This window comes from Streptomyces sp. NRRL WC-3626, from assembly GCF_000718785.1.
Classification (GTDB): Bacteria; Actinomycetota; Actinomycetes; order Streptomycetales; family Streptomycetaceae; genus Streptomyces; species Streptomyces edwardsiae.
On the sequence record NZ_JOCA01000006.1, the window covers coordinates 440067 to 462985 of the forward strand.

16 protein-coding genes and 3 tRNA genes are annotated in these 22919 nt (G+C 73.0%); 10 read left to right on the top strand and 9 right to left on the bottom strand.

From position 1 onward, the window contains the following. Nucleotides 1-85 precede the first annotated feature (85 nt). From IF28_RS0112580 to IF28_RS0112600, 5 genes are all read left to right on the top strand, one after another. Nucleotides 86-853, top strand: coding sequence for a sirohydrochlorin chelatase (locus tag IF28_RS0112580; protein WP_030218085.1), 768 nt, complete (start codon nt 86-88; stop codon nt 851-853). Between the two features lie 150 nt (nt 854-1003). Beyond that, nucleotides 1004-2299: a deoxyguanosinetriphosphate triphosphohydrolase gene (locus IF28_RS0112585; protein ID WP_030218088.1), complete on the top strand. Its 1296-nt coding sequence runs from the start codon at nt 1004-1006 to the stop codon at nt 2297-2299. Between the two features lie 92 nt (nt 2300-2391). Then, nucleotides 2392-3657, top strand: a complete 1266-nt coding sequence (locus tag IF28_RS0112590; protein ID WP_030218091.1) for an NAD(P)/FAD-dependent oxidoreductase — start codon at nt 2392-2394, stop codon at nt 3655-3657. Nucleotides 3658-3808: 151 nt separating this feature from the next. After that, nucleotides 3809-5737 (top strand): DNA primase, encoded by a 1929-nt coding sequence (gene dnaG / locus IF28_RS0112595; protein ID WP_030218094.1) that lies wholly within the window; start codon nt 3809-3811, stop codon nt 5735-5737. Between the two features lie 192 nt (nt 5738-5929). Then, entirely contained in the window at nt 5930-7141 is a 1212-nt protein-coding gene (locus tag IF28_RS0112600; protein WP_030218097.1) for an RNA polymerase sigma factor, read from the top strand. 116 nt (nt 7142-7257) lie between these two features. Here the strand turns inward: IF28_RS0112600 and IF28_RS0112605 are convergent, their stop codons facing one another. The 4 genes from IF28_RS0112605 to IF28_RS0112620 all read right to left on the bottom strand — a co-directional run bounded on the left by IF28_RS0112605 (nt 7258) and on the right by IF28_RS0112620 (nt 12874). Then, the gene (locus IF28_RS0112605; RefSeq protein WP_030218100.1) at nt 7258-9186 is read right to left on the bottom strand and encodes an ABC transporter ATP-binding protein; all 1929 of its coding nucleotides are present in this window, start codon (nt 9184-9186) and stop codon (nt 7258-7260) included. Next, nucleotides 9186-10919, bottom strand: a complete 1734-nt coding sequence (locus IF28_RS0112610; RefSeq protein WP_030218103.1) for an ABC transporter ATP-binding protein — start codon at nt 10917-10919, stop codon at nt 9186-9188. The genes IF28_RS0112605 and IF28_RS0112610 overlap by 1 nt, the downstream gene beginning before the upstream one ends. Nucleotides 10920-11032: 113 nt before the next feature. Next, the gene (locus IF28_RS0112615) at nt 11033-12487 is read right to left on the bottom strand and encodes an FGGY family carbohydrate kinase (RefSeq protein ID WP_078621088.1); all 1455 of its coding nucleotides are present in this window, start codon (nt 12485-12487) and stop codon (nt 11033-11035) included. A gap of 72 nt (nt 12488-12559) precedes the next feature. Next, complete coding sequence (locus IF28_RS0112620) at nt 12560-12874, bottom strand: hypothetical protein (protein WP_078621091.1); 315 nt, start codon at nt 12872-12874, stop codon at nt 12560-12562. Between the two features lie 138 nt (nt 12875-13012). On the opposite strand from IF28_RS0112620, the gene IF28_RS0112625 reads away from it, so the two are divergent. The 3 genes from IF28_RS0112625 to IF28_RS0112635 all read left to right on the top strand — a co-directional run bounded on the left by IF28_RS0112625 (nt 13013) and on the right by IF28_RS0112635 (nt 13419). After that, nucleotides 13013-13085: transfer RNA gene (locus IF28_RS0112625), tRNA-Asn, on the top strand. Between the two features lie 5 nt (nt 13086-13090). Further along, nucleotides 13091-13163, top strand: a tRNA-Asn gene (locus IF28_RS0112630). A gap of 179 nt (nt 13164-13342) precedes the next feature. Continuing rightward, nucleotides 13343-13419, top strand: a tRNA-Ile gene (locus tag IF28_RS0112635). A 39-nt stretch (nt 13420-13458) separates the two neighbouring features. Here the strand turns inward: IF28_RS0112635 and IF28_RS39425 are convergent. Continuing rightward, a complete protein-coding gene (locus IF28_RS39425; protein WP_199808987.1) occupies nt 13459-13605 on the bottom strand; it encodes a hypothetical protein in 147 nt (48 codons plus the stop codon). Nucleotides 13606-13669: 64 nt separating this feature from the next. After that, complete coding sequence (locus tag IF28_RS0112645) at nt 13670-14263, bottom strand: ANTAR domain-containing protein (RefSeq protein WP_037893054.1); 594 nt, start codon at nt 14261-14263, stop codon at nt 13670-13672. Between the two features lie 183 nt (nt 14264-14446). On the opposite strand from IF28_RS0112645, the gene IF28_RS0112650 reads away from it, so the two are divergent. Next, nucleotides 14447-14773 carry an STAS domain-containing protein gene (locus tag IF28_RS0112650; RefSeq protein ID WP_234325118.1) on the top strand — a complete coding sequence of 109 codons (327 nt, stop codon included), beginning with the start codon at nt 14447-14449 and terminating at the stop codon, nt 14771-14773. Further along, nucleotides 14770-15711 carry a sensor histidine kinase gene (locus IF28_RS0112655; RefSeq protein WP_030218118.1) on the top strand — a complete coding sequence of 314 codons (942 nt, stop codon included), beginning with the start codon at nt 14770-14772 and terminating at the stop codon, nt 15709-15711. Before IF28_RS0112650 ends, IF28_RS0112655 begins: the two co-directional genes overlap by 4 nt. A gap of 9 nt (nt 15712-15720) precedes the next feature. Here the strand turns inward: IF28_RS0112655 and IF28_RS0112660 are convergent, their stop codons facing one another. The 3 genes from IF28_RS0112660 to IF28_RS0112670 all read right to left on the bottom strand — a co-directional run bounded on the left by IF28_RS0112660 (nt 15721) and on the right by IF28_RS0112670 (nt 22916). Beyond that, nucleotides 15721-16758: a rod shape-determining protein gene (locus tag IF28_RS0112660; RefSeq protein WP_030218121.1), complete on the bottom strand. Its 1038-nt coding sequence runs from the start codon at nt 16756-16758 to the stop codon at nt 15721-15723. Between the two features lie 127 nt (nt 16759-16885). Then, nucleotides 16886-21862 carry an SAV_2336 N-terminal domain-related protein gene (locus IF28_RS37035; protein WP_078621095.1) on the bottom strand — a complete coding sequence of 1659 codons (4977 nt, stop codon included), beginning with the start codon at nt 21860-21862 and terminating at the stop codon, nt 16886-16888. Then, entirely contained in the window at nt 21852-22916 is a 1065-nt protein-coding gene (locus IF28_RS0112670) for an AAA family ATPase (RefSeq protein ID WP_030218126.1), read from the bottom strand. Before IF28_RS0112670 ends, IF28_RS37035 begins: the two co-directional genes overlap by 11 nt. Nucleotides 22917-22919: the final 3 nt, after the last annotated feature.

Here is a 22919-nt window from a genome sequence, read left to right on the forward strand (position 1 = left end):
CCGCTCGTCCACATCGTGAACCCCTGGAAAGCGGCCGTCACGCGTGCGCAACAGGAAGGCAACGTCCCGCCGTCACGATCGGTGCATGACGACGTACACCACGAGCCCTCCCGCCCTCGTCGTCGTGGCCCACGGCAGCCGCGACCCGCGCGCGCTGAGCACCGTACGGCAGCTCCTGGACCGTGTCCGCGCACTGCGGCCGGGCCTGCCCGTGCACCTGGGCCACATCGAGCTGAACGCGCCGCTGCTCCCCGACACGCTCGCCGGGCTGGACGCGTGCGGCACCCGCGCCGCCGTCCTCGTGCCGCTGCTGCTCAGCCGGGGCCACCACGTCAAGCGGGACATCCCCGAGATGGCCGCCGGGGCCCACCTGCACACGCGCGTGTCCGCCCCGCTCGGCCCGCACCCCCTCCTCGTCGACGCCCTCCACGCCCGCCTCACCGAGGCCGGCTGGCACACCCCGGCGGACGCGGCGGCCCGCCGCGCGAGCGGCATCGTGCTCGCCGCCGCCGGCTCCCGCGACCCCGAATCGAGAGCCGACACGGGCCGCACCGCGCGGCTGCTCGCCGAGCGCCTGGGCGTCCCCGTCGTCCCCGCGTACGCCTCCGCCGCCGCCCCCACCGTCCCCGACGCCGTCCGCGCCCTGGCCGCCCGGGGCCGCCACCGCGTGGCCGTCGCCTCCTGCTTCACCGCCCCCGGCCGCTTCGCGACGGAATGCGCGGCAGCGGCCCCCGGTATCGTGTCCGCCCCGCTCGGCACCCACCCGGCGATGGCCCACCTCCTCCTCCACCGCTACGACCGGACCCGGAGGATTCCGTCCACCGCACCTTTGAAGCTGGCGTCAGCCATCTGAGGGGCGCGGGGAACCGCGCAAGAACAGGGGTCTGGGGGCGCGGCCCCCAGGGACGGGACGGGAAGGGGCGGAGGGGGCGGAAAACCCCACCGCAACCCGAACCCCACGGCCACGTCCCCCACTGTCACACCTCCCCCGTACTGTCGTCACATGGAAGGCGCCGCACCCCTCACCGCATACGACCCCATGTCAGTCGCCCGCTGGGCCCCCGAGCCCGACAAACGCCCCGGCCGCACCGCCTTCCAACGCGACCGCGCCCGCGTACTCCACTCCGCCGCCCTCCGCCGCCTCGCGGGCAAGACCCAGGTCGTCACCCCCGGCGACCGGAGCCAGGTCTGGGACGCCAGCCCCCGCACCCGCCTCACCCACTCCCTCGAATGCGCCCAGGTGGGCCGTGAGCTCGGCGCGGCCCTCGGCTGCGACCCCGACCTCGTCGAGGCCGCCTGCCTCTCCCACGACCTCGGCCACCCGCCCTTCGGCCACAACGGCGAACAGGCGCTGAACGAGTTCGCCGAGGACTGCGGCGGCTTCGAGGGCAACGCCCAGTCGCTCCGCCTCCTCACCCGCATCGAGCCCAAACGGTTCACCCCCGACGGCTCCGTCGGCCTCAATCTCACCCGCGCCACCCTCGACGCCGCCACGAAGTACCCGTGGCCGCGAGGCGCCCACCCCACCGACCCGGCCTCCCCGAAGTTCGGCGTCTACGAGGACGACCGCCCCGTCTTCGACTGGATCCGCGAGGACGCCCCCGAGGGCCGCGTCTGCTTCGAGGCCCAGGTCATGGACTGGGCCGACGACGTGGCCTACTCGGTGCACGACGTGGAGGACGGCCTGCACGCCGGCCACATCGACCCCGCCTGCCTGCACGCCGAGCCGGAACGCCGGGCCGTCTTCGAGATCGCCGCCGGCCGGTACGCCCCCGCCGGCACCGACCCGGAGGAGCTCGCCGAGGCCCTCGACCGCCTCCTCGGCCAGGAGTGGTGGCCGCACGGCTACGACGGGACCGCCGTCGCCCAGGCCCGCCTCAAGGACGCCACCAGCCAGCTCATCGGCCGCTTCTGCCTCGCCGCCGAGGCGGCCACCCGGCAGGCATGGGGGCACCTCCCGGGCCGTTCGGGCACGGGGCGCCCGACCAGATACGAGGCCGAGCTGGTCGTACCCAGAAGCACCCGTATGGAGTGCGCGGTCCTCAAGGCGGTCGCCGTCCGTTACGTCATGCAGCGCGACGAGCAGGCCCGGCTCCGCGCCGATCAGCGGATCGTCGTACTCGAACTGGCCGAGGCGCTCACCGCCCGCGCCCCCGAGGGCCTGGACCCCCAGTTCCGCACGCTGTTCGAGCAGGCCCCCGACGACCGTACCCGCAAGCGCGTGATCGTCGACCAGATCGCGTCGCTCACCGACGCCTCGGCCCGCTCGCTTCACGCCCGGTTCACCGGGCAGGCATGAGCTGTATGGCCTGATCGGGTCACTCCCCCTTCCGGCAACACCCTGCGTGCGGGACGCTCGCAGATGGCGACACCCTTACGAGGAGGCATCACGTGGTCGACGCGGATCAGACATTCGTCATCGTCGGAGGCGGACTGGCCGGCGCGAAGGCGGCCGAGACGCTGAGAACGGAGGGCTTCACCGGCCGCGTGATACTGATCTGCGACGAACGGGACCACCCCTACGAGCGGCCGCCCCTGTCCAAGGGCTACCTCCTCGGCAAGGCCGAACGCGACAGCGTCTTCGTCCACGAGCCCGCCTGGTACGCGCGCCACGACATCGAGCTGCACCTCGGCCAGACCGTCGACGCCATCGACCGCACCGCGAAGACCGTCCGCTTCGGCGAGGACGGCACCGTCGTCCGCTACGACAAACTGCTCATCGCCACCGGTGCCGAGCCCCGCCGCCTGGACATCCCGGGCACCGACCTCGTGGGCGTCCACCATCTGCGCCGCCTCGCCCACGCCGAACGCCTCAAGGGCGTCCTGACCTCCCTCGGCCGGGACAACGGCCATCTGGTCATCGCCGGCGCCGGCTGGATCGGCCTGGAGATCGCGGCGGCGGCCCGGCAGTACGGCGCGGAGGTCACCGTCGTCCACCGCGGCCGGACCCCGCTGCACTCCGTCCTCGGCCCCGAGCTCGGCCAGCTCTTCGCCGAGCTCCACATGGAGCACGGGGTGCGCTTCCACTTCGGTGCCACGCTCACCGAGATCACCGGCCAGGACGGCATGGTCCTCGCCGCCCGCACCGACGACGGGGAGGAGCACCCGGCGCACGCCGTCCTCGCCGCGATCGGCGCGGCGCCGCGGGTCGCTCTCGCGGAGGCGGCGGGGCTGGAACTGGCCGACCGCGCGGACGGCGGGGGCGTCCGCGTCGACGAACGGCTGCGCACGTCCGACCCGGACATCTACGTCGCCGGCGACGCCGCGTCCTTCCCGCACGCCCTCTTCGACACACGGCTGCGCGTGGAGCACTGGGCCAACGCGCTGAACGGCGGCCCGGCGGCCGCCCGCTCCATGCTGGGCCGCGAGGACGCCTACGACCGCGTTCCCTACTTCTTCTCCGACCAGTACGACCTGGGGATGGAGTACTCCGGGTGGGCGCCGCCGGGGTCGTACGACGAGGTGGTGATCCGGGGCGACGCGGGGAAGCGCGAATTCATCGCGTTCTGGGTTCGTGAGGGCCGCGTGCTCGCGGGGATGAACGTGAATGTGTGGGATGTCACGGATCCGATCCAGGGGCTGATCCGCTCCGGCGTGCCGGTGGACACGGAGGCGTTGGCGGATCCGCGGGTGCCGCTGGAGTCGCTTGTCGCCTAGGCGGCGTCCGCCGGGTTTTGTCGGGGCGCGCGTGGGGCGGCGTCGTGGCTGGTCGCGCCCACGCGGCGGAGCCGCACATGTCACAGCCCCGCGCCCCTTGCGGGGCGCTGCGGCTCGCCGGGGTGTCGGTACGGCCACGTAGGATTCAGGCGTGGCTGGGCGGATCAACGATGAGGACGTGAAGGCGGTTCGGGACGCGGTTCCGATCGACGCCGTCGTGTCCGAGTACCTCCAGCTGCGGAACGCGGGCGGCGGGAACCTGAAGGGCCTCTGCCCGTTCCACGACGAGAAGTCGCCGTCCTTCCAGGTCAGCCCGAGCAAGGGACTCTTCCACTGCTTCGGCTGCCAGGAGGGCGGCGACACCATCACGTTCGTGATGAAGGTCGACCACCTCTCCTTCTCCGAGGCCGTCGAGCGCCTCGCCGGCCAGGCCGGCATCACGCTGCGTTACGAGGAGGGCGGGTACAACCCCTCCCACCAGCGCGGCGAGCGCATCCGCCTGGTCGAGGCGCACAAGATCGCCGCCGAGTGGTACGCGGAACAGCTGGCGGCCTCCGCCGAGGCGGACACCGGCCGCAGTTTCCTCGCCGACCGCGGTTTCGACCAGGCCGCCGCCGTGCACTTCGGCGTCGGCTACAGCCCCCAGGGCTGGGACCACCTCACCCGCTTCCTGCGCGGCAAGGGCTTCAGCGACAAGGAGCTGCTGCTCTCCGGGCTCGCCCAGGAGGGCCGCCGCGGCCCCATCGACCGCTTCCGCGGCCGGCTGATGTGGCCCATCCGCGACATCGGCGGAGAGGTCGTCGGCTTCGGCGCCCGCAAGCTCTACGAGGCGGACAACGGGCCGAAGTACCTCAACACGCCCGATACGGCGATCTACAAGAAGTCCCAGGTCCTCTACGGCATCGACCTCGCCAAGAAGGACATCGCGAAGGCGTCCCGGGCGGTCGTCGTCGAGGGCTACACCGACGTCATGGCCTGCCACCTCGCCGGGGTGACCACCGCCATCGCCACCTGCGGCACCGCCTTCGGCGGCGACCACATCAAGATCCTGCGCCGGCTGCTCATGGACAACGGCAGCGCGCGCGTGATCTTCACCTTCGACGGTGACGCGGCCGGCCAGAAGGCGGCCCTGCGCGCCTTCGAGGACGACCAGAAGTTCGCCGCCGAGACCTATATCGCCATCGCCCCCGACGGCATGGACCCCTGTGACCTGCGGCTCGCCAAGGGCGACGAGGCCGTCGCCGACCTGGCCGAACCCCGCACCCCGCTCTTCGAGTTCGCCCTCCGCCAGATCGTGGTCCGCTACGACCTGGACACCCCGGCCGGCCGCGCCGCCGCCCTCGACGAGGCCGCGCCGATCGTCGCGCGGATCAAGAACAGCGGCGCCCAGCACGAGGTCGCGGTGCAGCTCGCCGGGATGCTCGGCATCCTCGACACCCAGTTCGTCGTCAAGCGGGTCGCCCAGCTCGCCCGCTGGGCGCGCGACCGCGGCGGCAGGGGCCCCGCCCCCGACCGGCAGCAGCGCGGCGGCGGCCCCCAGCAGTACGACTCCGCGCCGGACCGGCCGGCCCCCCGCGGACCCGCCCTGAACCTCCGCAACCCGGTCTTCGCCACCGAACGCGAACTGCTCAAGCTCGCCCTCCAGCGCCCCGAACTGGTCTCCCCGGCCTTCGACGCGTACGGCGTCGACGAGTTCACGGCCCCGCCCTACGCGGCCGTACGCCAGGCGGTCCTGGACGCGGGCGGCGCGGAGTACGGCGTCCAGGACCCGCAGGAGTATCTGATCCGGGTCCGGGAGGCCGCCCCCGACGACGCCGTCCGCGCCATGGTCACCGAACTCGCCGTCGAGGCCATCATGTTGCACCGTGGTGTGAAGGGCGTCGACGAGGTCTATGCCGGCGCCCAGCTCGTCACCGTCCGCCGCCGCGCGGTCGAGCGCCGCATCCGCGATGTCGCCAGCCGCCTGACCCGCCTCAGCGGCCACGGCGACCCGGGCGAACTGGCCGCCGTACAGAACGAGTTGTGGGTCCTCCAGCAGTACGACCAAACCCTGCGGGAGCACGGAGCGGCAGCCCTGTAGCGGCTCGGACGCCCGTGAGGGCGGGCGTCACCGCCCGCGCCGGCTCCTCGGCCCGACGGCGCGGCCTCTGGGGTACGTCCCTCGGCGGCGACGGATCGGCGAGTCGCCGGTCACCGCCGGTTCCGGACCGGACGCAAAAAGTCATCGCACGCCCCTCGTGGGGACGATGTGTCGTACCCCACACTGGGGGCGGTGCCTGAGTCCTCGGAGCGCGGCCGATCCGTCACCGACGGGTCCCGGACATCCGCGGTTGTGCTCATCGCGTACGGGACGGACAGCGGCGAGGCCGCCCACTCCGTCCCCGAAGTACCGCTGCCCCACTCCCCGGCAGCGATCATCCTGGAGGTCGCCCCCGTGCAGACCCAGACCCAGACCCTCACCCAGCCCGACGCCGGCGTTCTCGTCGCCGTGCCCGCGCAGAGCCGCGTCGCGCACCACCCCGAATCCGCCGACCCCGTGGAGCCGGTGGCGCGCCTGCGCACCGACACCGGCGGGCCCTCCTCGGACCTGTTCCGGCAGTATCTGCGCGAGATAGGGCGCATCCCGCTGCTGACCGCCGCCGAGGAGGTCGAACTCGCCCGCCGGGTCGAGGCGGGACTCTTCGCCGAGGAGAAGCTGCGGCTGGCCCCCGATCTGGACAGTCGGCTCGCCGTCGACCTGGACCGGATCGTCGTCATGGGCCGGATGGCCAAACGACGCCTGATAGAGGCGAACCTGCGGCTCGTCGTGTCCGTCGCCAAACGGTACGTGGGGCGCGGACTGACCATGCTGGACCTGGTCCAGGAGGGAAACCTCGGCCTGATCCGCGCGGTGGAGAAGTTCGACTACGCGCGCGGGTACAAGTTCTCGACGTACGCCACGTGGTGGATCCGCCAGGCCATGTCGCGCGCGCTGGCCGACCAGGCCCGGACGATCCGCGTGCCCGTGCACGTGGTCGAGCTCATCAACCGGGTGGTGCGGGTGCAGCGGCGGATGCTGCAGGAGCGCGGCTACGAGCCGACACCGGAAGAGGTCGCCGCGCATCTGGACCTGCCGCCCGAGCGGGTCGGCGAGGTGCTGCGGCTCGCCCAGGAACCGGTGTCGCTGCACGCGCCGGTCGGCGAGGAGGACGACGTCGCCCTCGGCGACCTCATCGAGGACGGCGACGCGGCGAGCCCCGTCGAGTCGGCGGCGTTCCTGCTGCTGCGGGAGCACCTGGAGGCGGTGCTGTCGACTCTGGGGGAGCGGGAGCGGAAGGTGGTGCAGCTGCGCTACGGGCTGGTGGACGGGCGTGCCCGTACGTTGGAGGAGATCGGGCGGATCTTCGGTGTGACGCGGGAGCGGATACGTCAGATCGAGTCGAAGACGCTGAACAAGCTGCGCGATCACGCCTTCGCGGATCAGTTGCGGGGGTATCTGGACTGAGTTTTCGCCCCCGCCGCCCCTTCCCATTCCCGTCCCCCGGGGGCGCTGCCCCCGGACCCCCGCTCCTCAAACGCCGGAGGGGCTGAAGCGAGCCCCTCCGGCGTGTGAAAGGGGCGTCAGTCGACCTCCGCCACCGCCTCGGCGAACTGGGCCTTGTACAGGCGGGCGTACGCGCCCTCCGCTGCCAGGAGCTTCTCGTGGGCGCCCTGTTCGACGATCGCGCCGTTCTCCATGACCAGGATCGTGTCCGCGTCGCGGATCGTGGAGAGGCGGTGGGCGATGACGAAGGACGTGCGGCCGTGGGCGAGTCGGGCCATCGCCTTCTGGATGAGGACCTCCGTGCGGGTGTCCACGGAGCTCGTGGCCTCGTCCAGGACCAGGATCACCGGGTCGGAGAGGAACGCCCGCGCGATGGTGATGAGCTGCTTCTCGCCCGCGCTGACCCCGCTGCCCTCGTCGTCGATCACCGTGTCGTAGCCGTCGGGCAGGGTGCGGACGAAGCGGTCGGCGTGGGCCGCGCGGGCCGCCTCCTCGATCTCCGCGCGGGTGACCTCGCGGGAGGAGCCGTACGCGATGTTCTCCGCGATGGTGCCGCCGAACAGCCAGGTGTCCTGGAGCACCATGCCGATGCCGGACCGCAGTTCGTCGCGGGACATGTGCGCGATGTCCACGCCGTCCAGCGTGATCCGCCCTCCGGAGACCTCGTAGAACCGCATCAGCAGGTTGACCAGGGTCGTCTTGCCGGCGCCCGTCGGGCCGACGATGGCCACGGTGTGGCCCGGTTCGGCCTTCAGGGAGAGATCCTCGATCAGCGGCTTCTCGGGGTCGTAGCGGAACGACACGTTCTCCAGCGCGACCCGCCCGCGCAGCTCGGCCGGCTTCTCGGCCGGGGAGGGGTCGGCCTCCTGCTCCTCGGCGTCGAGGAGTTCGAAGACCCGCTCCGCCGAGGCGACACCCGACTGCACCAGGTTCGCCATGGAGGCGACCTGCGTCAGCGGCATGGAGAACTGGCGCGAGTACTGGATGAAGGCCTGCACATCACCGATGGACAGCGTGCCGGACGCGACCCGCAGGCCGCCGACGACCGCCACCAGTACGTAGTTGATGTTCGAGACGAAGAACATCAGCGGCTGCATGACGCCGCTGTTGAACTGCGCCTTGAACCCGGCCTCGTACAGCGCGTCGTTCTCCTCGGCGAACTGCTTCGCCGACTCCTCCTGCCGCCCGAACACCTTCACCAGGGTGTGCCCGGTGTACATCTCCTCGATGTGCGCGTTGAGGGTGCCGGTCGATTTCCACTGCTGCACGAAGTGCGGCTGCGACCGCTTGCCGACACGGGTGGCGACGACGAACGACAGCGGCACCGTCACCAGCGCGACCAGCGCGAGGATCCAGGAGACGTAGAACATCATCGCGAGCACACCGATGATGGTGAGCAGCGAGTTGATCAGCTGGCCCATCGACTGCTGGAGCGTCTGCCCGATGTTGTCGATGTCGTTGGTGGCGCGGCTGAGCACCTCGCCGCGCTGCCGCTTGTCGAAGTACGACAGCGGCAGCCGCGACAGCTTCGTCTGTACGTCCTCACGCATCCGGAACATGGTGTGGTTGACCGCCCGGTTCACCAGCCGGGTCGCGAACGCCATCAGCAGACCGGCGACGCCGAACACCGCCAGCGCGAACAGCAGGACGTTGCCCACCGCCGTGAAGTCGATGCCCTCACCGGGGGTGAAGTCGGTGCTGCGGAGCATGTCGGCGACATCGCCCTCGCCCCGCGCCCGCATCGCGTCGAGCACCTGTTCCTTGGTGGCGCCCTCCGGCATGTCACGGCCGACGATGCCGGCGAAGACGAGGTCGGTCGCCCTGCCGAGGATCTTCGGGCCGATCACGCTGAGGCCGACACTGAGGACCACGCAGGCCAGCAGGCCGTAGATCGTCCCGCGTTCCGGCCTGAACCGCGAGATCAGCCGTTTGCTCGACCCCTTGAAGTCGAGCGTGCGCTGGTCGGGGCCGCCCCCGGCCATCATCCGTCCTCCGGGCCCGGCCATCAGGCAGCCTCCGCTTCCGTCAGCTGGGAGAGCACGATCTCCCGGTAGGTCTCGTTGTCCGCCATCAGCTCGTGGTGCCGGCCGGTGCCGACGACGCGGCCCTCGTCCAGGACCACGATCCGGTCGGCGTCACGGATGGTCGCCACCCGCTGGGCGACGATCACCACGGTCGCCTCGGACGTCTCCCGTCCGAGCGCCGCCCGCAGCGCCGCGTCCGTGGCGTAGTCGAGCGCGGAGAAGGAGTCGTCGAAGAGGTAGATCTCCGGGCGCTGCACCAGCGTCCGGGCGATCGCCAGACGCTGGCGCTGACCGCCGGAGACGTTCGTCCCGCCCTGCGAGACCGGCGCGTCGAGGCCGCCCTCGAGCCGCTCCACGAAGTCCCTGCCCTGCGCCACCTCCAGCGCGTGCCACAACTCCTCGTCGGTGGCGTCCGGATTGCCGTAGCGCAGGTTCGACGCCACGGTGCCCGCGAAGAGGTACGGCTTCTGCGGGACGAGCCCGACCGTCCTCGCCAGCAGCGCCGGGTCGATGTCCGCCACGGGTACGTCGTCCACCAGCACCTCCCCGCCGGTCGCGTCGAACAGCCGGGGGACCAGGCCGAGCAGCGTGGACTTGCCGCTGCCGGTCGAACCGATCACGGCGGTGACCTCGCCCGGCCGCGCCACCAGGTCGACGGACCTCAGCACCGGCTCCTCGGCCCCCGGATAGCGGAAGCCCGCGCCCCGGATCTCCAGCCGGCCGTGCCGGCGCAGCTCGGTGACCGGCGCGACGGGCGGCACCACGCTGGAGGACGTGTCCAGCACCTCGTGGATGCGCTCGGCGCACACCTCGGCGCGCGGCACCATCATGAACATGAAGGTGGCCATCATCACGGACATGACGATCTGCATCAGATAGGCGAGGAACGCGGTCAGATCGCCGATCTGCATCCCGCCGCTGTCGATGCGGTGCGCGCCGAACCACACCACCGCGATCGACGACAGGTTCACCACCGTCATGACCACCGGGAACATCAGCGCGAGCAGATTGCCCGTGCCCAGCGCCACGTCGGTCAGCTCGGTGTTCGACGTACGGAACCGCCCCTGCTCGTACTCGTCCCGCACGAAGGCGCGGATCACCCGGTTGCCGGTGATCTGCTCGCGCAGCACCCGGTTCACCGTGTCGAGCCGCGTCTGCATGGTCCGGAACAGCGGACGCAGCTTCCGTACGATCAGTGTCACGCAGATGCCGAGCACCGGCACCACCGCGACGAGCACCCCGGACAGCGGGACGTCCAGGCCGAGCGCCATCACGATGCCGCCCACACACATGATCGGCGCGGACACCATCAGGGTGAACGTCATCAGGACCAGCATCTGCACCTGCTGGACGTCGTTCGTCGTCCGGGTGATCAGCGAGGGCGCGCCGAAGTGACCCACCTCACGCGCCGAGAACGACTGCACCCGGTCGAACACGGCCGCGCGCACGTCCCGCCCCAGCGCCGACGCGGTCCGGGCGCCGTAGTAGACGGCACCGATGTTGCACACGACCTGGACCAGGGAGACACCGATCATCACGGCGCCGTAGCTCAGGATGTAACCGCTGTCGCCTTCGACGACGCCGCTGTCGATGATGTCCGCGTTCAGGGTGGGCAGGTAGAGCGAGGCGCAGGTCTGCAGGAACTGCAGCAGCACGAGCAGGGCGATGGGTCTCTTGTAGGGCTGGAGATGGGTCCGCAGGAGTCGTATGAGCACGCTGAATCTCTCGGAGTGGTCGGCGAGGGCGATGGTTGCCCCTGGCCCCTATCGTCGAACACTCCACCCGCGTTACCTCAAGCGAATTAATCCACGGGCTTCTCTTACGGCTCTTACCCGCGGAACGCCCCCGGGTGGGTCTGCTCGCGCACCGACACGTACTGCTGGCGCACCGCCTGACCCACCGCGAGCTCGTCCCCCGGATCCAGCACCTGCGCCACCGGGCCCTGCCAGATGGGCGGGGTACGCGGATCGAGTGCGCCCTGCGACACACCGAGCGCCCAGGCCGCCTGCCGGGCCGCGCCGATCGCCGCGTAGTCCGCCGGCTGCGGCACCACGACCTGCGCCCCGAACAGCGCGGGCGCCGCCGACTGCACGGCCGGCAGTTCCGCGGCCGGCCCCAGCAGGAACACCCGCCGCACGTCCACGCCCCGGCCGCGCAGCACGTCCAGCGCGTCCGCGAGGGCGCACAGCATGCCCTCGAACGCGGCCCGCGCCAGATGCTCCGCCTTCATCGACTCGCGCCGCAGCCCCGCCAGCGTGCCCGCGGTGTGCGGCAGATTCGGGGTGCGCTCGCCCTCCAGATACGGCAGCAGCACCAGCCCGTGCGACCCCGGCGTCGACTTCATCGCCAGATCGGACAGGCTCTCCAGATCGGGCAGGCCGAGCAGTTCGGCGGTCCCGCGCAGGGCCCGTACGGCGTTCAGGGTGGTGACGACGGGCAGATGCATGCCGGTCGCGTCCGCCAAAGAGGTGATCATGCCGGACGGGTCGACGAGCGCCTCGGGGTGCACGGCCATCACGGACCCGGACGCGCCCAGCGACACCACCGCGTCCCCCAGCCCGATCCCGAGCCCGAACGCCGCCGCCATCGTCTCGCCCGTACCGGCGGAGATCAGCAGCCCTTCCGGAGTCGTACCGGCCGCGTCCGCGGGGCCGATCACCTCGGGCAGCATCACCTGGTGGCCGAGGGCCAGCTCGACCAGATCCGGCCGGTAACCGCCGGTGGCCGCCGCCCAGTACCCGGTGCCGGACGCCCCGCCCCGGTCGGTGGTGCGCCGCACCGGCCGGCCGAGCAGCTGCCACACCAGCCAGTCGTGCGCCTGCAGCAGTACGGCGGTCCGCGCGGCGTTCTCCGGTTCGCTGCGGGCCATCCAGCGCAGCTTGGTCACCGGCTGCGCGGCTCCGGGCACACTGCCCACGGCCTGCGCCCACGCCTCCCGCCCGCCCAACGCGTCGAGCAGATCGGCCGCGGCGACCTGCGCACGCTTGTCACCCCCGGTCATCGCCGGCCGTACGGTGTTGCCCTGCGAGTCCAGCGGCACCAGCGCGTTCTGCTGCGCCGACACGCCGATGGCCTGCACGCCCTCCAGCAGCCCGCCGCCCGCCGCCTCGCCCAGGGACAGCAGCCAGGCCTGCGGGTCGACGTCGGAGGGGCGGCCGCCGCCGTCGGCGCCCTGGATCGGATGCTGGGCATACCCCTGCCTGAGCACGGCTCCCGTGTCCGCGTCACAGACGACGATGCGAGTGAAATCCGGCGCGCTGTCCAGTCCGGCGACTATCCCCATACGGCGATTTTGCCGCATGGGGACGGGTGCGTGGAGCGGGGGAGCCGTCGGGGCGCGTGCGGGGACGTCCCCTCACGTGTTGCTCGTGCCCCAGTCGTCCTCCGCCGGGGCGTGGGCCGTGCGTTCGCGCAGGGCGTGGACGCGCTGGGCGACCGAGTCGGGCATGCGGTCGCCCACCTTGTCGCTGACCGCGTGGTACGCCTTGTCCGCGAAGTCGCGGCCCTGCTGGGCCGCCGTCTCCGCGGTGTTGCGGACCGCGGGGTTCTGCGTGAACTGCTGCGCGGACCTCTTCATCTGCTCGTAGCGCTCGCGTCCGGCTTTCGTGCCCAGCACGTAACCCAGGACGACTCCGGCGACGAACGTGAGCCGGTAACGCATGGCGGTCACCCTTCCCATAGTTCCGGCGACAGGGCCGGGGAGTACCGATTGGCGGAGCACCCCCCTGCTTGCGCTAATGTATGTGTCGCAGCGAGCGAGCGCCCCCTGGCGAATACCCAGGCGGGTACGTTCGATGCAACGAGGCATTCCTCCGTAGCTCAATTGGCAGAGCAGCCGGCTGTTAACCGGCAGGTTACTGGTTCGAGTCCAGTCGGGGGAGCTCGGTCCCCTGTAGCTCAATTGGCAGAGCAGCCGGCTGTTAACCGGCAGGTTACTGGTTCGAGTCCAGTCGGGGGAGCATGCTGAACGAGGACCCCGTTGGGGTCCTTTTTCATGTCCGGGGGAACCGTGCGCCGACCGGCGAAGTCTCCATGGTCACCAAGGCCGTACGCAGCGCCGACCATCCGAAGCAGGAGATCGTATGAGCGGCTATGCTGCGGCAGACGGCGCGCACACATGTACGCGACACGCCGCTATGGGGCGGTAGCTCAGCCGGTTAGAGCAGCGGACTCATAATCCGTCGGCCGTGGGTTCGAGTCCCACCCGCCCCACCACGCACTCCTCTTGGCGCCTCCGACAGCACGGCGAAGCCGCTACTCGGGGGTCTCGTCCGTCGTCGACGGTTCTCGTTCGCCCTCCGCCTGGGACGGGGTCGAGTGAGGGATCTCCGGAATGTTCCATTCGTCGTCGTCGCGGTCGCCCTCGGCCTGGGACGGGGTGTGTTCGCTCAGTTCGCTCATGGTGGTGGCTCCGGTCGCGGGGCGGATGGTGCGTTCGTGGCCGGGTACCCCGTGCGGGACGGTGTCATCGGAGGGAGCGGCGGGCCAGGGCGCGGGACAGGGCCGCGCGGACGTTTTCCGGCGGCGGAGTGGCCTGCGCGGCCGCCGAGGCGGTGAGTGATTCCGCGACCGTGCGCAGTCTGGTGTTGGACAGCTGGGACGCCTCCCGCAGGATGTGCCACGCCTCGTCCGAGGTGCAGCCGTACGTCGCCATGAGGATGCCGCGGGCCTGGTCGATCACCGGGCGGGACGCGATCGCCTGCCGCAGCTGCTCCACCTCCTCCTGGAGCAGGAGCAGACGTTCCTCCTGCTCCTGGGCCGGGCGCAGGGGATCGGTGGTGTCGAGGCCGGCCAGTTCCAGGACGCGGCGCGGCTGGCCGTTCCAGCGCGTGGCCGTGACCGGCACCGAACGGCGCCGGCGGTGGTCGCGCAGCACCTCCAGGAACTCCAGGCCCCCCGTGTCCATGAAGTACACGCCGCTCATGTCCACATCGACCCGGGCCGTGCCCGCGGGCAGCTCCGCCAGTTTCGCGGCCAGGACCCGCGCACACCCGCGCACCAGCTCGCCGCGCGGCGTGAGCAGCGCCCGGCCCGCGTCCGTGCGACCGCCGATGACCAAGGTGCTCAGCCTTTCCGGGAGGGGGCGTTCGGATGGGTTTGTCCGTCGCCGGCACCGGAGCGGTAGGCTGCGCACGGTCCCGGCTGCGCTGGGGGTGCGCCTGCCCACCCCGCGGCGTCCTACACACCCGGCCGGGGAATGGCCGGGAACCGACGGGGTACAGGCCGGGAAGTGTGGGGAGACGTGGACGATCGCCGGACGCCGTCGCTGACGGTGCGCCCGCTCAAGAGCGGCCGGGGTGTCCGCGCGGCCGGGGAGATCGGTCTGGCCACGCATACGATCTGGGAGCGCGTGCTGGAGCAGGCCGTGCGCGAGGGTGAGGCCGTGTACCAGCTGGAACTGTCCGAGGTGACGTTCGTCGACGTCGCGGGCGCCGGAGCGCTCGCGGCGGCCGCCGGGCGGCTCGGGGAGGGCCGCCGGTTCGTCGTGCGCCGGCCGCCGTCCGCGCTGTGCCGGGTGCTGGAGACGTTCTGGCCCGGCCTGTCGACGATCGAGGTGTCGATGTCATGAGTGCCGCGGCCGAACACATGGATGTGCTCCCCGGTCCCTTCGTCCACCCCGCCCTCTTCTACCGGGACGAGCGGGAGTACCTGGACGCCACCGTGCCCTTCGTGCGCGAGGGGCTCGCGGCCGGCGAGGCCGTGGCGGTCGCCGTGCCCGGTGAGCGGCTGCGGCTGGTCCGGGACGCCCTCGGCGCCGACGCGGACACCGTCCGCCTCCTCGACATGCGCGAGGCCGGACGCAACCCCGGCCGGATCATCCCCGGGGTGCTGCGCGCCTTCGCCGACACCGTGGCGTCGGGGCGGCGGGTGCGGATCATCGGCGAACCCGTCTGGGCCGGCCGCTCCGCCGCCGAGTACCCCGCCTGCGTCCAGCACGAGGCGCTGATCAACGCCGCCTTCCGGGACCGCGCGGTGACGATCCTGTGCCCGTACGACGCCGCACGGCTGCCCGCGTACGTACTGGCCGACGCGTACGCCACCCACCCCACCGTCATCCCCGCCGGGCCCCGGCCGCGGTCGTACGACCCCGACGCGGCCGTCGCCCGGTACAACGAGCCGCTGCCGCTCGTCGCCGACGCGATGACCTTCCCCTTCGCCGCCGAGTCGCTGCCCACGGCACGGCACGCCGCCTCCGACGAGGGCCGGCGGCTCGGCCTCACCGGCGTCACCCTCGAGGACCTCGCCCTCGCCACCGCCGAGCTGACCACGAACAGCGTGCTGCACGGCGGCGGTTCGGGGGTGCTGCGGGTGTGGGCCGAGGGCGGCCATGTGCTGTGCGAGGTGCGCGACGGGGGCCGGATGACCGACCCCCTCGCCGGACGCCGCCCCGCGAGCCGGGACCAGCGGGGCGGTCGCGGACTGCTGATGGTCCATCTGATCGCCGACCTGGTGCGCGTGCACACGGGGGACGACGGTACGACGATCAGATGCTGGTTCTCCCGCTGACCCTCCGGCTCACGCCCGCAGCGGGTCCAGGACCATCGGGGCGATCTTGCCCTCCAGCATCTCGCCCAGCCCCTGTACGGCGCAGAGCTCCGGGCGTTCCGCGATGTGCACCGGCATGCCCGTCGCCTGGCGGAGCATCTGGTCGAGGCCCGGCAGCAGCGCGCTGCCGCCGACCATCATGATGCCGCGGTCGACGAGGTCGGCGACCAGGTCCGGCGGGCATTCCCGCAGCACCCTGCCGATGCCGTCGAGGACGGCGGTGAGCGGCGTCTGGATGGCCCGCCGTACGGCGGCCGTGTCGACGTGTACGGAGCGGGCCAGACCGGTGGCGACGTCCCGGCCGTGGATCTCCGTGGACGCCGGGCCCTGCGGGGTGAGCCCGTTGCCGTGCAGGGCGAGCTGCAGGGGCCGTACGGACTGGCTCGGCAGCATCAGTTCGTGCTGGTGGCGCAGGTGCTGCACGATCGCGTGGTCCACGGCCTCACCCCCGACGGGGATGCGCTCCGCCGTCACGATCGCCCCGAGGGACAGCACGGCCACCTGGGTCGCCGCCGCACCGCACACCATGATCATGGTGGCCTCGGGCCGCTCCACCGGCAGACCGCAGCCGACGGCGGCGGCGATGAGCGTGTCGACGAGCTCCACCCGGCGGGCCCCGAGGCCGACCAGGGTCTCGATCGCGGCGCGCCGGGCGAGCGGATCGGCGTCGTGCGGGACGCAGGCGGCGGCCCGCAGCCGGGGCCTGCGGCGCAGGGTGCGGCGCAACTTGTCGCCGAGCAGCTGCCGCAGCATGCGCTGCGCCATCTCGATGTCGACGACCGTGCCGCCGGTGACGGGGCGTACGACGCGGATGTAGGCCGGCGTACGGCCCGTCATCTTCTCCGCGAACTCGCCGACCGCGATCAGTGCTCCGGTGCGGGTGTTCACGGCGGCGGTGGACGGCTGGTCGACGACGAGTCCGGCGCCCTTGACGTAGACCCGGGTGCGGGCGGCGCCCAGGTCGACGGCGAAGTGGCAGCGGCGCAGCTGCTCCAGACTGGCGGTCACGTCAGATCCTCCCGAGCTCGCGGCCGTTCGGTCCGCCGGGGGGCGGACCTCTTTGGCATCGTGCGGGTGGGGCGGCGTGGGCGCGCCTTGTGGAGGGCCGGGTGGCGGACGGCCGAACGGGGATGGGTCAGGAGTCACCGCGCGGCGGCAGGGCGCGGACCGCGTCGAGCAGCGGGCGCAGACCCTCGACGGTGAGACTCGCCGGACCGGACCGGCGGAGGACGCCCTCGGTGTGCCGGCAGCCGATGAAGGGCACCCCCGCGGCCCCGGCGGCGGCGCTCTCCACGGCGGTCGACCCGATCATCACGCAGCGGGCCGGGACGGTGCCGAGCCGGTGGAGGGCGCGGCGCAGGACGTCCGGGTGGGGCATCAGCAGGGAGAGGTCGGCGGAACGGCCGTGCACGCCGCCCGCCAGATACGGGGTGAGGCCCACCCGGTTCAGGAAGGCCTCGGCCGCACCGGCCGCGTGATCGGTGACCACGGCCAGGCGCAGGCGGCGGGCGGACAACGCCCGTACCAGATCGATGGACAGGGGCTCGGGGCGGGCCGTGCGGGCGGCTCTCGTCTCGTGGCGGTCCAGGGCCGCGCGCACTTCCTCCACCATGGGGTGGCCCGTCAGCGCGCGCAGCAGTTCGACGGGGGTGATGCCGTCCCCCGCGGGCGTCACCGGACGGCCCTCCGGCGCCAGTGGCCGTCTGCCGGACAGCGCGTCCTCGGGGTCCCGCCCCTCGACGGCGAGACGGGCGAGGTCCCGCACCACCTCGGCCGCCCGGCTGTCGTGGAACAGCCTGGTGAGCGTGGTGTCGAAACCGACGATCACGGCGTCGGCGGCCATGAGCACGTCGGCGGGCCCGATCTCCGGGTGCCGTGCGATGCGCGACGCGCGTGCGGCGGGGAGGGCGCTGACCAGGAGGTCCCAGCGGACGGTGCAGTGGGGCACGCCGTGCGTTCCGAGCCGCTCCAGGAGCGCGTGCCGCAGCTGTGCCCGGCCGGCGGAGGGAAGACGGTCGGCCGTCTCGCGCAAGCGGGTCGCGACGTGACGGCGGAGGAAGCCCCGCACGTCGTGCGGGCCGCCGCCGGCCAGGGCGACCGGATCGGAGACCCGCCACACGGCCTCGCCCCGGACCACGGCGACCGAGCCGTGCCTCAACTCCGGCCCCCTCAGCTCCAGCGCGGTGCGGTGCTCGGTCAGGTCGACCTCGTAGTAGCGGTCGGCGCCGGGGACGCGGCTGGTACCCAGCCCTCCGCCGGGCAGCGCGTAGACGACCGTCCTCGTCGAGCCCTGCGACGGCGGGAGGTGACCGGCGGGCAGGGGGAAGGGGCCCAGCACCGGGGGCAGCGGGGCGGTGTCGCGGGGGAAGGCGGTGTACCAGCCCACCGTCCGCTCGCCGTCGAGGGGCCGGACCGACTCGGTGAGCTCCCGCTCCGTCGCCAGTTCCCGCCGGAGGGACGGTGTGAGGGCGAACACGCCGTGCGCCCCGGACGAGTCCAGTGCCGCACGGACCGCTGCCTCGGCGGGGAGTTCGGCCCGCCCTTCGTCCCACATGCGCAGGACGGTCACGATCAGCCGGGGCCCGCCCACCACCCGGAGCATGTCCGGGAACCCCCGCAGCGCGGCACGCAGCAGGGGCGCCGTCGGGCCGCCCGGCTGCACGAGGACCGTGCAGCCCTCGTCCCGCTCGAGGAACCGGTACGCCTCCGCGGGCATCCCGGCGGCCGTCAGGACCCGGGTGACCGCCCGTCCCAGGGCCGCCACGGTGTCGGGGTGCTCGGGGCCGTCCGCCACGTCGAAGAAGAAGCCGGTGAGGGCATCGGACGGGTCCACGAGATCCTGTCCGGCGGGTGTCGCGGACCCGTCGTCCTCCGAGGCTGACGGGCGTGCCTCGGGAGGGATGCCGGGGGGCCTGGAGACGTACGCGGGCCGGTCACCGAGCGGGTCCGAGGGCGAGGACGTCGTCGGGTCCCAGGCGGGGTACGTGCCCTCGGGCAGCTCGTCCGGTGCGGCGAGCGGGTCGTACTCCGGCTCGTCGGGCGGTGTCCCGGAGGCGGGGTCGTCCCGTGCCGGGCCGTCGAGCTCCTCGCGCAGTTCGTGTCCCAGGGCCAGCAGCTCCGGGTGCCGGCCGCCGGCCAGCTCGTACTCCTCGTACACCGCCAGCGCTTCCTCGGCCCGGCCCTGGCGCCGCAGGGCGATGAGGTGGAGGCGGCGGAAGTCCTCGCGGGAGGGGTGGGCGCGTACCAGGGCCTCCAGGTCCGCCGCCGCGCGCGCCGGGTCCCCGAGGTCCAGGGCGAGTTCCGCGCGTTGGCGGTGGAGGTTCAGACGGAGCTGGGCCAGGCGGGTGCGGGCGGTCCGGGCGGCGGGGCCGGGGACGTCCGCGAGGGGTTCGCCGCCTTGCCAGAGTTCCAGCGCCTCGGTGATCAGCGTGTGCGCCTCGGTGAGGTCGTCCCGTCGGCGTGCCTCGTCGGCCCGGCGGACCAGGTCCTCGCAGTGCACCACGTCCACGTGGTCGGCGCTGGTGTGCAGGGCGAAGCCGTGGGAGAGCGTCGCCAGCACGCCGGGTCCCAGGGCGTCGCGCAGCCGGGACGCCGTCACGCCCAGGACCGCCATGGCGTTGTCCGGTTCGTCGGGGGCGCTCCACATGCCTCGTCTGAGGTCGTCGTGCGTCACGGTACGGCCGTGCTTGAGCAGCAGCACGGCCAGCATGGCGCGCTCGTGCGGTCCCAGTGCGGGGAAGCGGCCGGCCAGTTCGACGCGGAACGGGCCGAGGGCGTGGTAGCGGCGCCGTTCCTCGTACGTCGCTTCGGCGAGGCGCGGCAGTTCCGGGTCGAGGAGCAGGTCCCGGCCCCGGGTCTGTGCCTCGGCGGAGGGGGACATCAGCAGTTCGAGTGCGCGCGCGTACTTCTCCCGCAGGTCCTGCGGGAGATGGCCGAGGTTGCGCGGATCGAGGGGAACCGTCAGCCGCGCGGTCCCCCACGCCAGCATCAGCAGCATCTCGCACAGGGCCCTCAGGTCCTCCGACCGTCCCGCCGGGCCCGAGGTCCGGCCGGGTTCGAAGAGGCTGAGCCGCACCGTTCCGTCGGGCAGCAGCACCACCCGGGACAGACCGAGCCCGCCGTGCGTCAGGCCCGCCGCGTGCATCGCTGTGAGGGCGTGCGCGAGCTGGGCGCCGACCGACACCAGCAGGGGAGCGGGCAGGCGGTAACCGTTGGGTGCGGCGAGGGAGTTGAGGGCCACGCCGTCCAGGTGCTCCATGACGACGTACGGAATGTCGCCGTCGAAGCCGGCCGCGTGGACCCGCACCACGTTCGGGTGGCCGAGCCCGGCCAGCAGGCGGGCGTCACGCCGGAACGCCCCACGCCACATGGGGTCGGTGGTCCTGCCGTGCAGCCGCAGGACCACCGTCCTGCCCTCCTCCGTGTCCTCGGCCTGCCACACCGTCCCGGTCGGTGTGATCCGTCGCACCAGCCGGTACCGGCCGCCCACCACCCGCGGGGGCCCTTCGGAGCCGGGCGGCGACGCCGCCACGTCCCCGCCCGTCAGCCGCCGTGCGCTGTCCGCGCTGACCGACGCGATCTCCTCGCCGCCCACGGCGGTCCCGGTGCCGGACCGGGCCGGTACCGACGCCCGGAAGTCTCCCGGTGCCCGGCCCGCCCGGTCGTCGATCAGGGCGCCGACGCGGTGCAGCAGGGCGCTGGTGTCGTGCCGGGCCGAGCGGGGCAGGCCGCGCAGCAGGAGCTCCCGTACGCCGGGACGGAAGGTGTAGGAACCGGGTGGCCCGGGGACGGTGGTGAGCATGCCGCTGAGGATCACCTCGGCGAGGTGCTGGGGGCGCGGGTCCGGGTCGGTGGCGGCCTGTACCAGACGCATGACCGGCAGATCGGGACGGCTCAGGGCCAGATGACCGGCCAGGCGGAAGGCCTCGGGGGAGGCGCTGCCGCGGAAGCGGAGGACCAGCTCCTCCGGGGGAAGGCGGCCCAGGTCCGTGCGGCCGTCGACGTCCTCCGGGAAGGGCGGGCACAGGTCGGCCACTGCCGCCGGGACCTCCGTGCCGCCCGGGGCGGCGATCAGCCGTGCCCAGTTCGCCAGCCAGCCCGGAGCCGGTTCCAGCACGGGCAGCGGCAGCGTCTCGTCCGGTGCGGGCCGCACCGTCGTGCCGGGGGTGTCGTAGGGCGCGAACGTGAGCGTGGCGGAGGGCGCGGCGGGGCGCGGGGCCGAAAGCCGGCCCGGGACGGTGGGCAGGGCGGTGTCCCGCCACAGGTGTTCCGGGAGCGGCTGGACGATGGCCAGGGGCATGCGGTGGGCCCAGCGGCGGAGGACGCCGTACCACCGCTCGCCGCCGGGGCCCGGGCGCCACTGCGGGCCCATGCAGTCGCTGATCACCAGGGTGACGCAGCGGCCGTCGGACGGGGCGTGCGCGCCGGGGCCGCGCACCGTGCCGTCGGGGCCGACGGAGAGCGTGCCCACCGTGCGGAAGATGCCCGACTGGGCGAGTGCGGTGTGCAGTTCGCGGATCAGCGGGCGCCACACCGGCATCGTCGGGCCGGTGTCGTGCACCAGGTTCAGCCGCAGCCAGCGTTCCCGGGCGGGCCGCATGACGGGCAGCCACCAGTCGGGAGCGGCGCCGAGACGGGCGATGCGGTCGGCGGTCGCCCTCTCGTCCAGTTCCCTGCCCACGGGTGCGTCCACCCGGCGTTTGAGCGGACGCAGGGACCGCTGCAGTGCCAGGGGGCGGCGCAGCATCGGAGGCGCCGGGGCCAACAGGGCGGCGTGGGGCTCGCCCGGCATGTCGCGCGAGGGGGCCGGGGACGGCAGACGGAGGGGGGTGCGCGAAGACCCGGAGGGAGAAGCGGGCGGCGTGGACGCGGGCGGAGGCGGCGGGGGAGGCACGGACGACGGCGAGGGCCCGGCGGGCCGTGCGGGGGCGGCGGGCTCCGGCGCGTGCGGGCCGGTGCCGGGCTCCCGGTCCATGGTCCGCGCCAGCCACAGCAGTTCGGCCAGTTCCCGCGGGGCCGGGCGTGGGCCCCCGGCCGCCTCGGCCAGTACGTCGGCCAGGCGGGCCAGGGCGTCCGGAGACCCGGAGCCCTCCGGAGACCGGTCAGAAGGCATCGGCCGACGGGGTCTGCCCCAGGTACGGCATCAACTGCTCCGCCAGGTCGTCGAGGGACTCCGCGCCGAGTCCGGAGGCGCCGGCCAGGTAGATCGCGTTGAGGAGCTGGTCCGTGGCCAGGTCCCCGGTGCCCGCCCGTGCCAGGAAGCGCTCGATCAGGCCCTGCGCGTACGCGTCGGGCTCCCCGAGGTGCGCGCGGACGATGTCGGCGAGTTGCCGGTCGTCCGGCTGCCGCAGGCGGAGCGTGACACAGCGGCGCAGAAAGGCGGGCGGGAACTCGCGTTCGCCGTTGCTGGTGAGGACGACGAAGGGGAAGGACCGGCAGCGGACGCGGCCGTGCTCGACCGGCACCCGTTCCCCGGTGCCGTCGACCATCACCTCAGCCCTCCCGTGGCGGCGGTGCCGGGCGGTGCGCACCAGCTCGGGAATCTCGTACTGGCCCTCCTCCAGCACGTTCAGCAGGTCGTTGGGCAGGTCGAGGTCGCTCTTGTCGATCTCGTCGATGAGCAGGGCGCGCGGGCGGGCGTAGGGGAGGAGCGCGGTGCCCAGGGGACCGAGGCGCAGATGGTTCTCCACCCCCGACTCGTCGCCGGCTCCCTCACCGGAGGAATCGCCGCGTGCCCCCTCGGGCCCCTCGGCGGGGAGTTGGGCCGTCCGCCGTGCCGCGTACAGACGGGAGAGCGGGTCGTATTGGTAGAGGCCGTCGTGCAGCGTGCTGCGGCTGGTGATGTTCCAGCGCAGCACCGGGCCGAGGCGCAGCTCGCGGGCGACCGCGTAGGCGAGCGAGGATTTGCCGGTGCCGGGCGGGCCGGTGACCAGCAGCGGGCGGCGCAGATACAGGGCCGCGTTGACCAGCTGGACCGTCCGCGGCGTCGCCCGGTAGGTCGCCGCGCGGTGACTGCGGTCGGGGGAGACGGCGGCGGCGTCGGCGTCCTCGTCGGGCGGGTCGAGCGCGGGACGGCCGTCGAAGGCCCGCCAGGGCGGGGGCGGCGGCAACCGGGTGATGCCGTCGTGCGGCTCCTCGGTGCCGGTGTAGACGGGCCACAGGGGCATGGG

What these genes read in the sequence shown, in the direction of transcription:
- IF28_RS0112580 (WP_030218085.1), top strand. Translation starts at nt 86, where the DNA reads ATGACGACGTACACCACGAGCCCTCCCGCCCTCGTCGTCGTGGCCCAC.
- IF28_RS0112585 (WP_030218088.1), top strand. Translation starts at nt 1,004, where the DNA reads ATGGAAGGCGCCGCACCCCTCACCGCATACGACCCCATGTCAGTCGCC.
- IF28_RS0112605 (WP_030218100.1), bottom strand. Translation starts at nt 9,186, where the DNA reads ATGGCCGGGCCCGGAGGACGGATGATGGCCGGGGGCGGCCCCGACCAG.
- IF28_RS0112615 (WP_078621088.1), bottom strand. Translation starts at nt 12,487, where the DNA reads ATGGGGATAGTCGCCGGACTGGACAGCGCGCCGGATTTCACTCGCATC.
- IF28_RS39425 (WP_199808987.1), bottom strand. Translation starts at nt 13,605, where the DNA reads ATGAGCGAACTGAGCGAACACACCCCGTCCCAGGCCGAGGGCGACCGC.
- IF28_RS0112655 (WP_030218118.1), top strand. Translation starts at nt 14,770, where the DNA reads ATGAGTGCCGCGGCCGAACACATGGATGTGCTCCCCGGTCCCTTCGTC.
- IF28_RS37035 (WP_078621095.1), bottom strand. Translation starts at nt 21,862, where the DNA reads ATGCCTTCTGACCGGTCTCCGGAGGGCTCCGGGTCTCCGGACGCCCTG.
- IF28_RS0112670 (WP_030218126.1), bottom strand. Translation starts at nt 22,916, where the DNA reads ATGCCCCTGTGGCCCGTCTACACCGGCACCGAGGAGCCGCACGACGGC.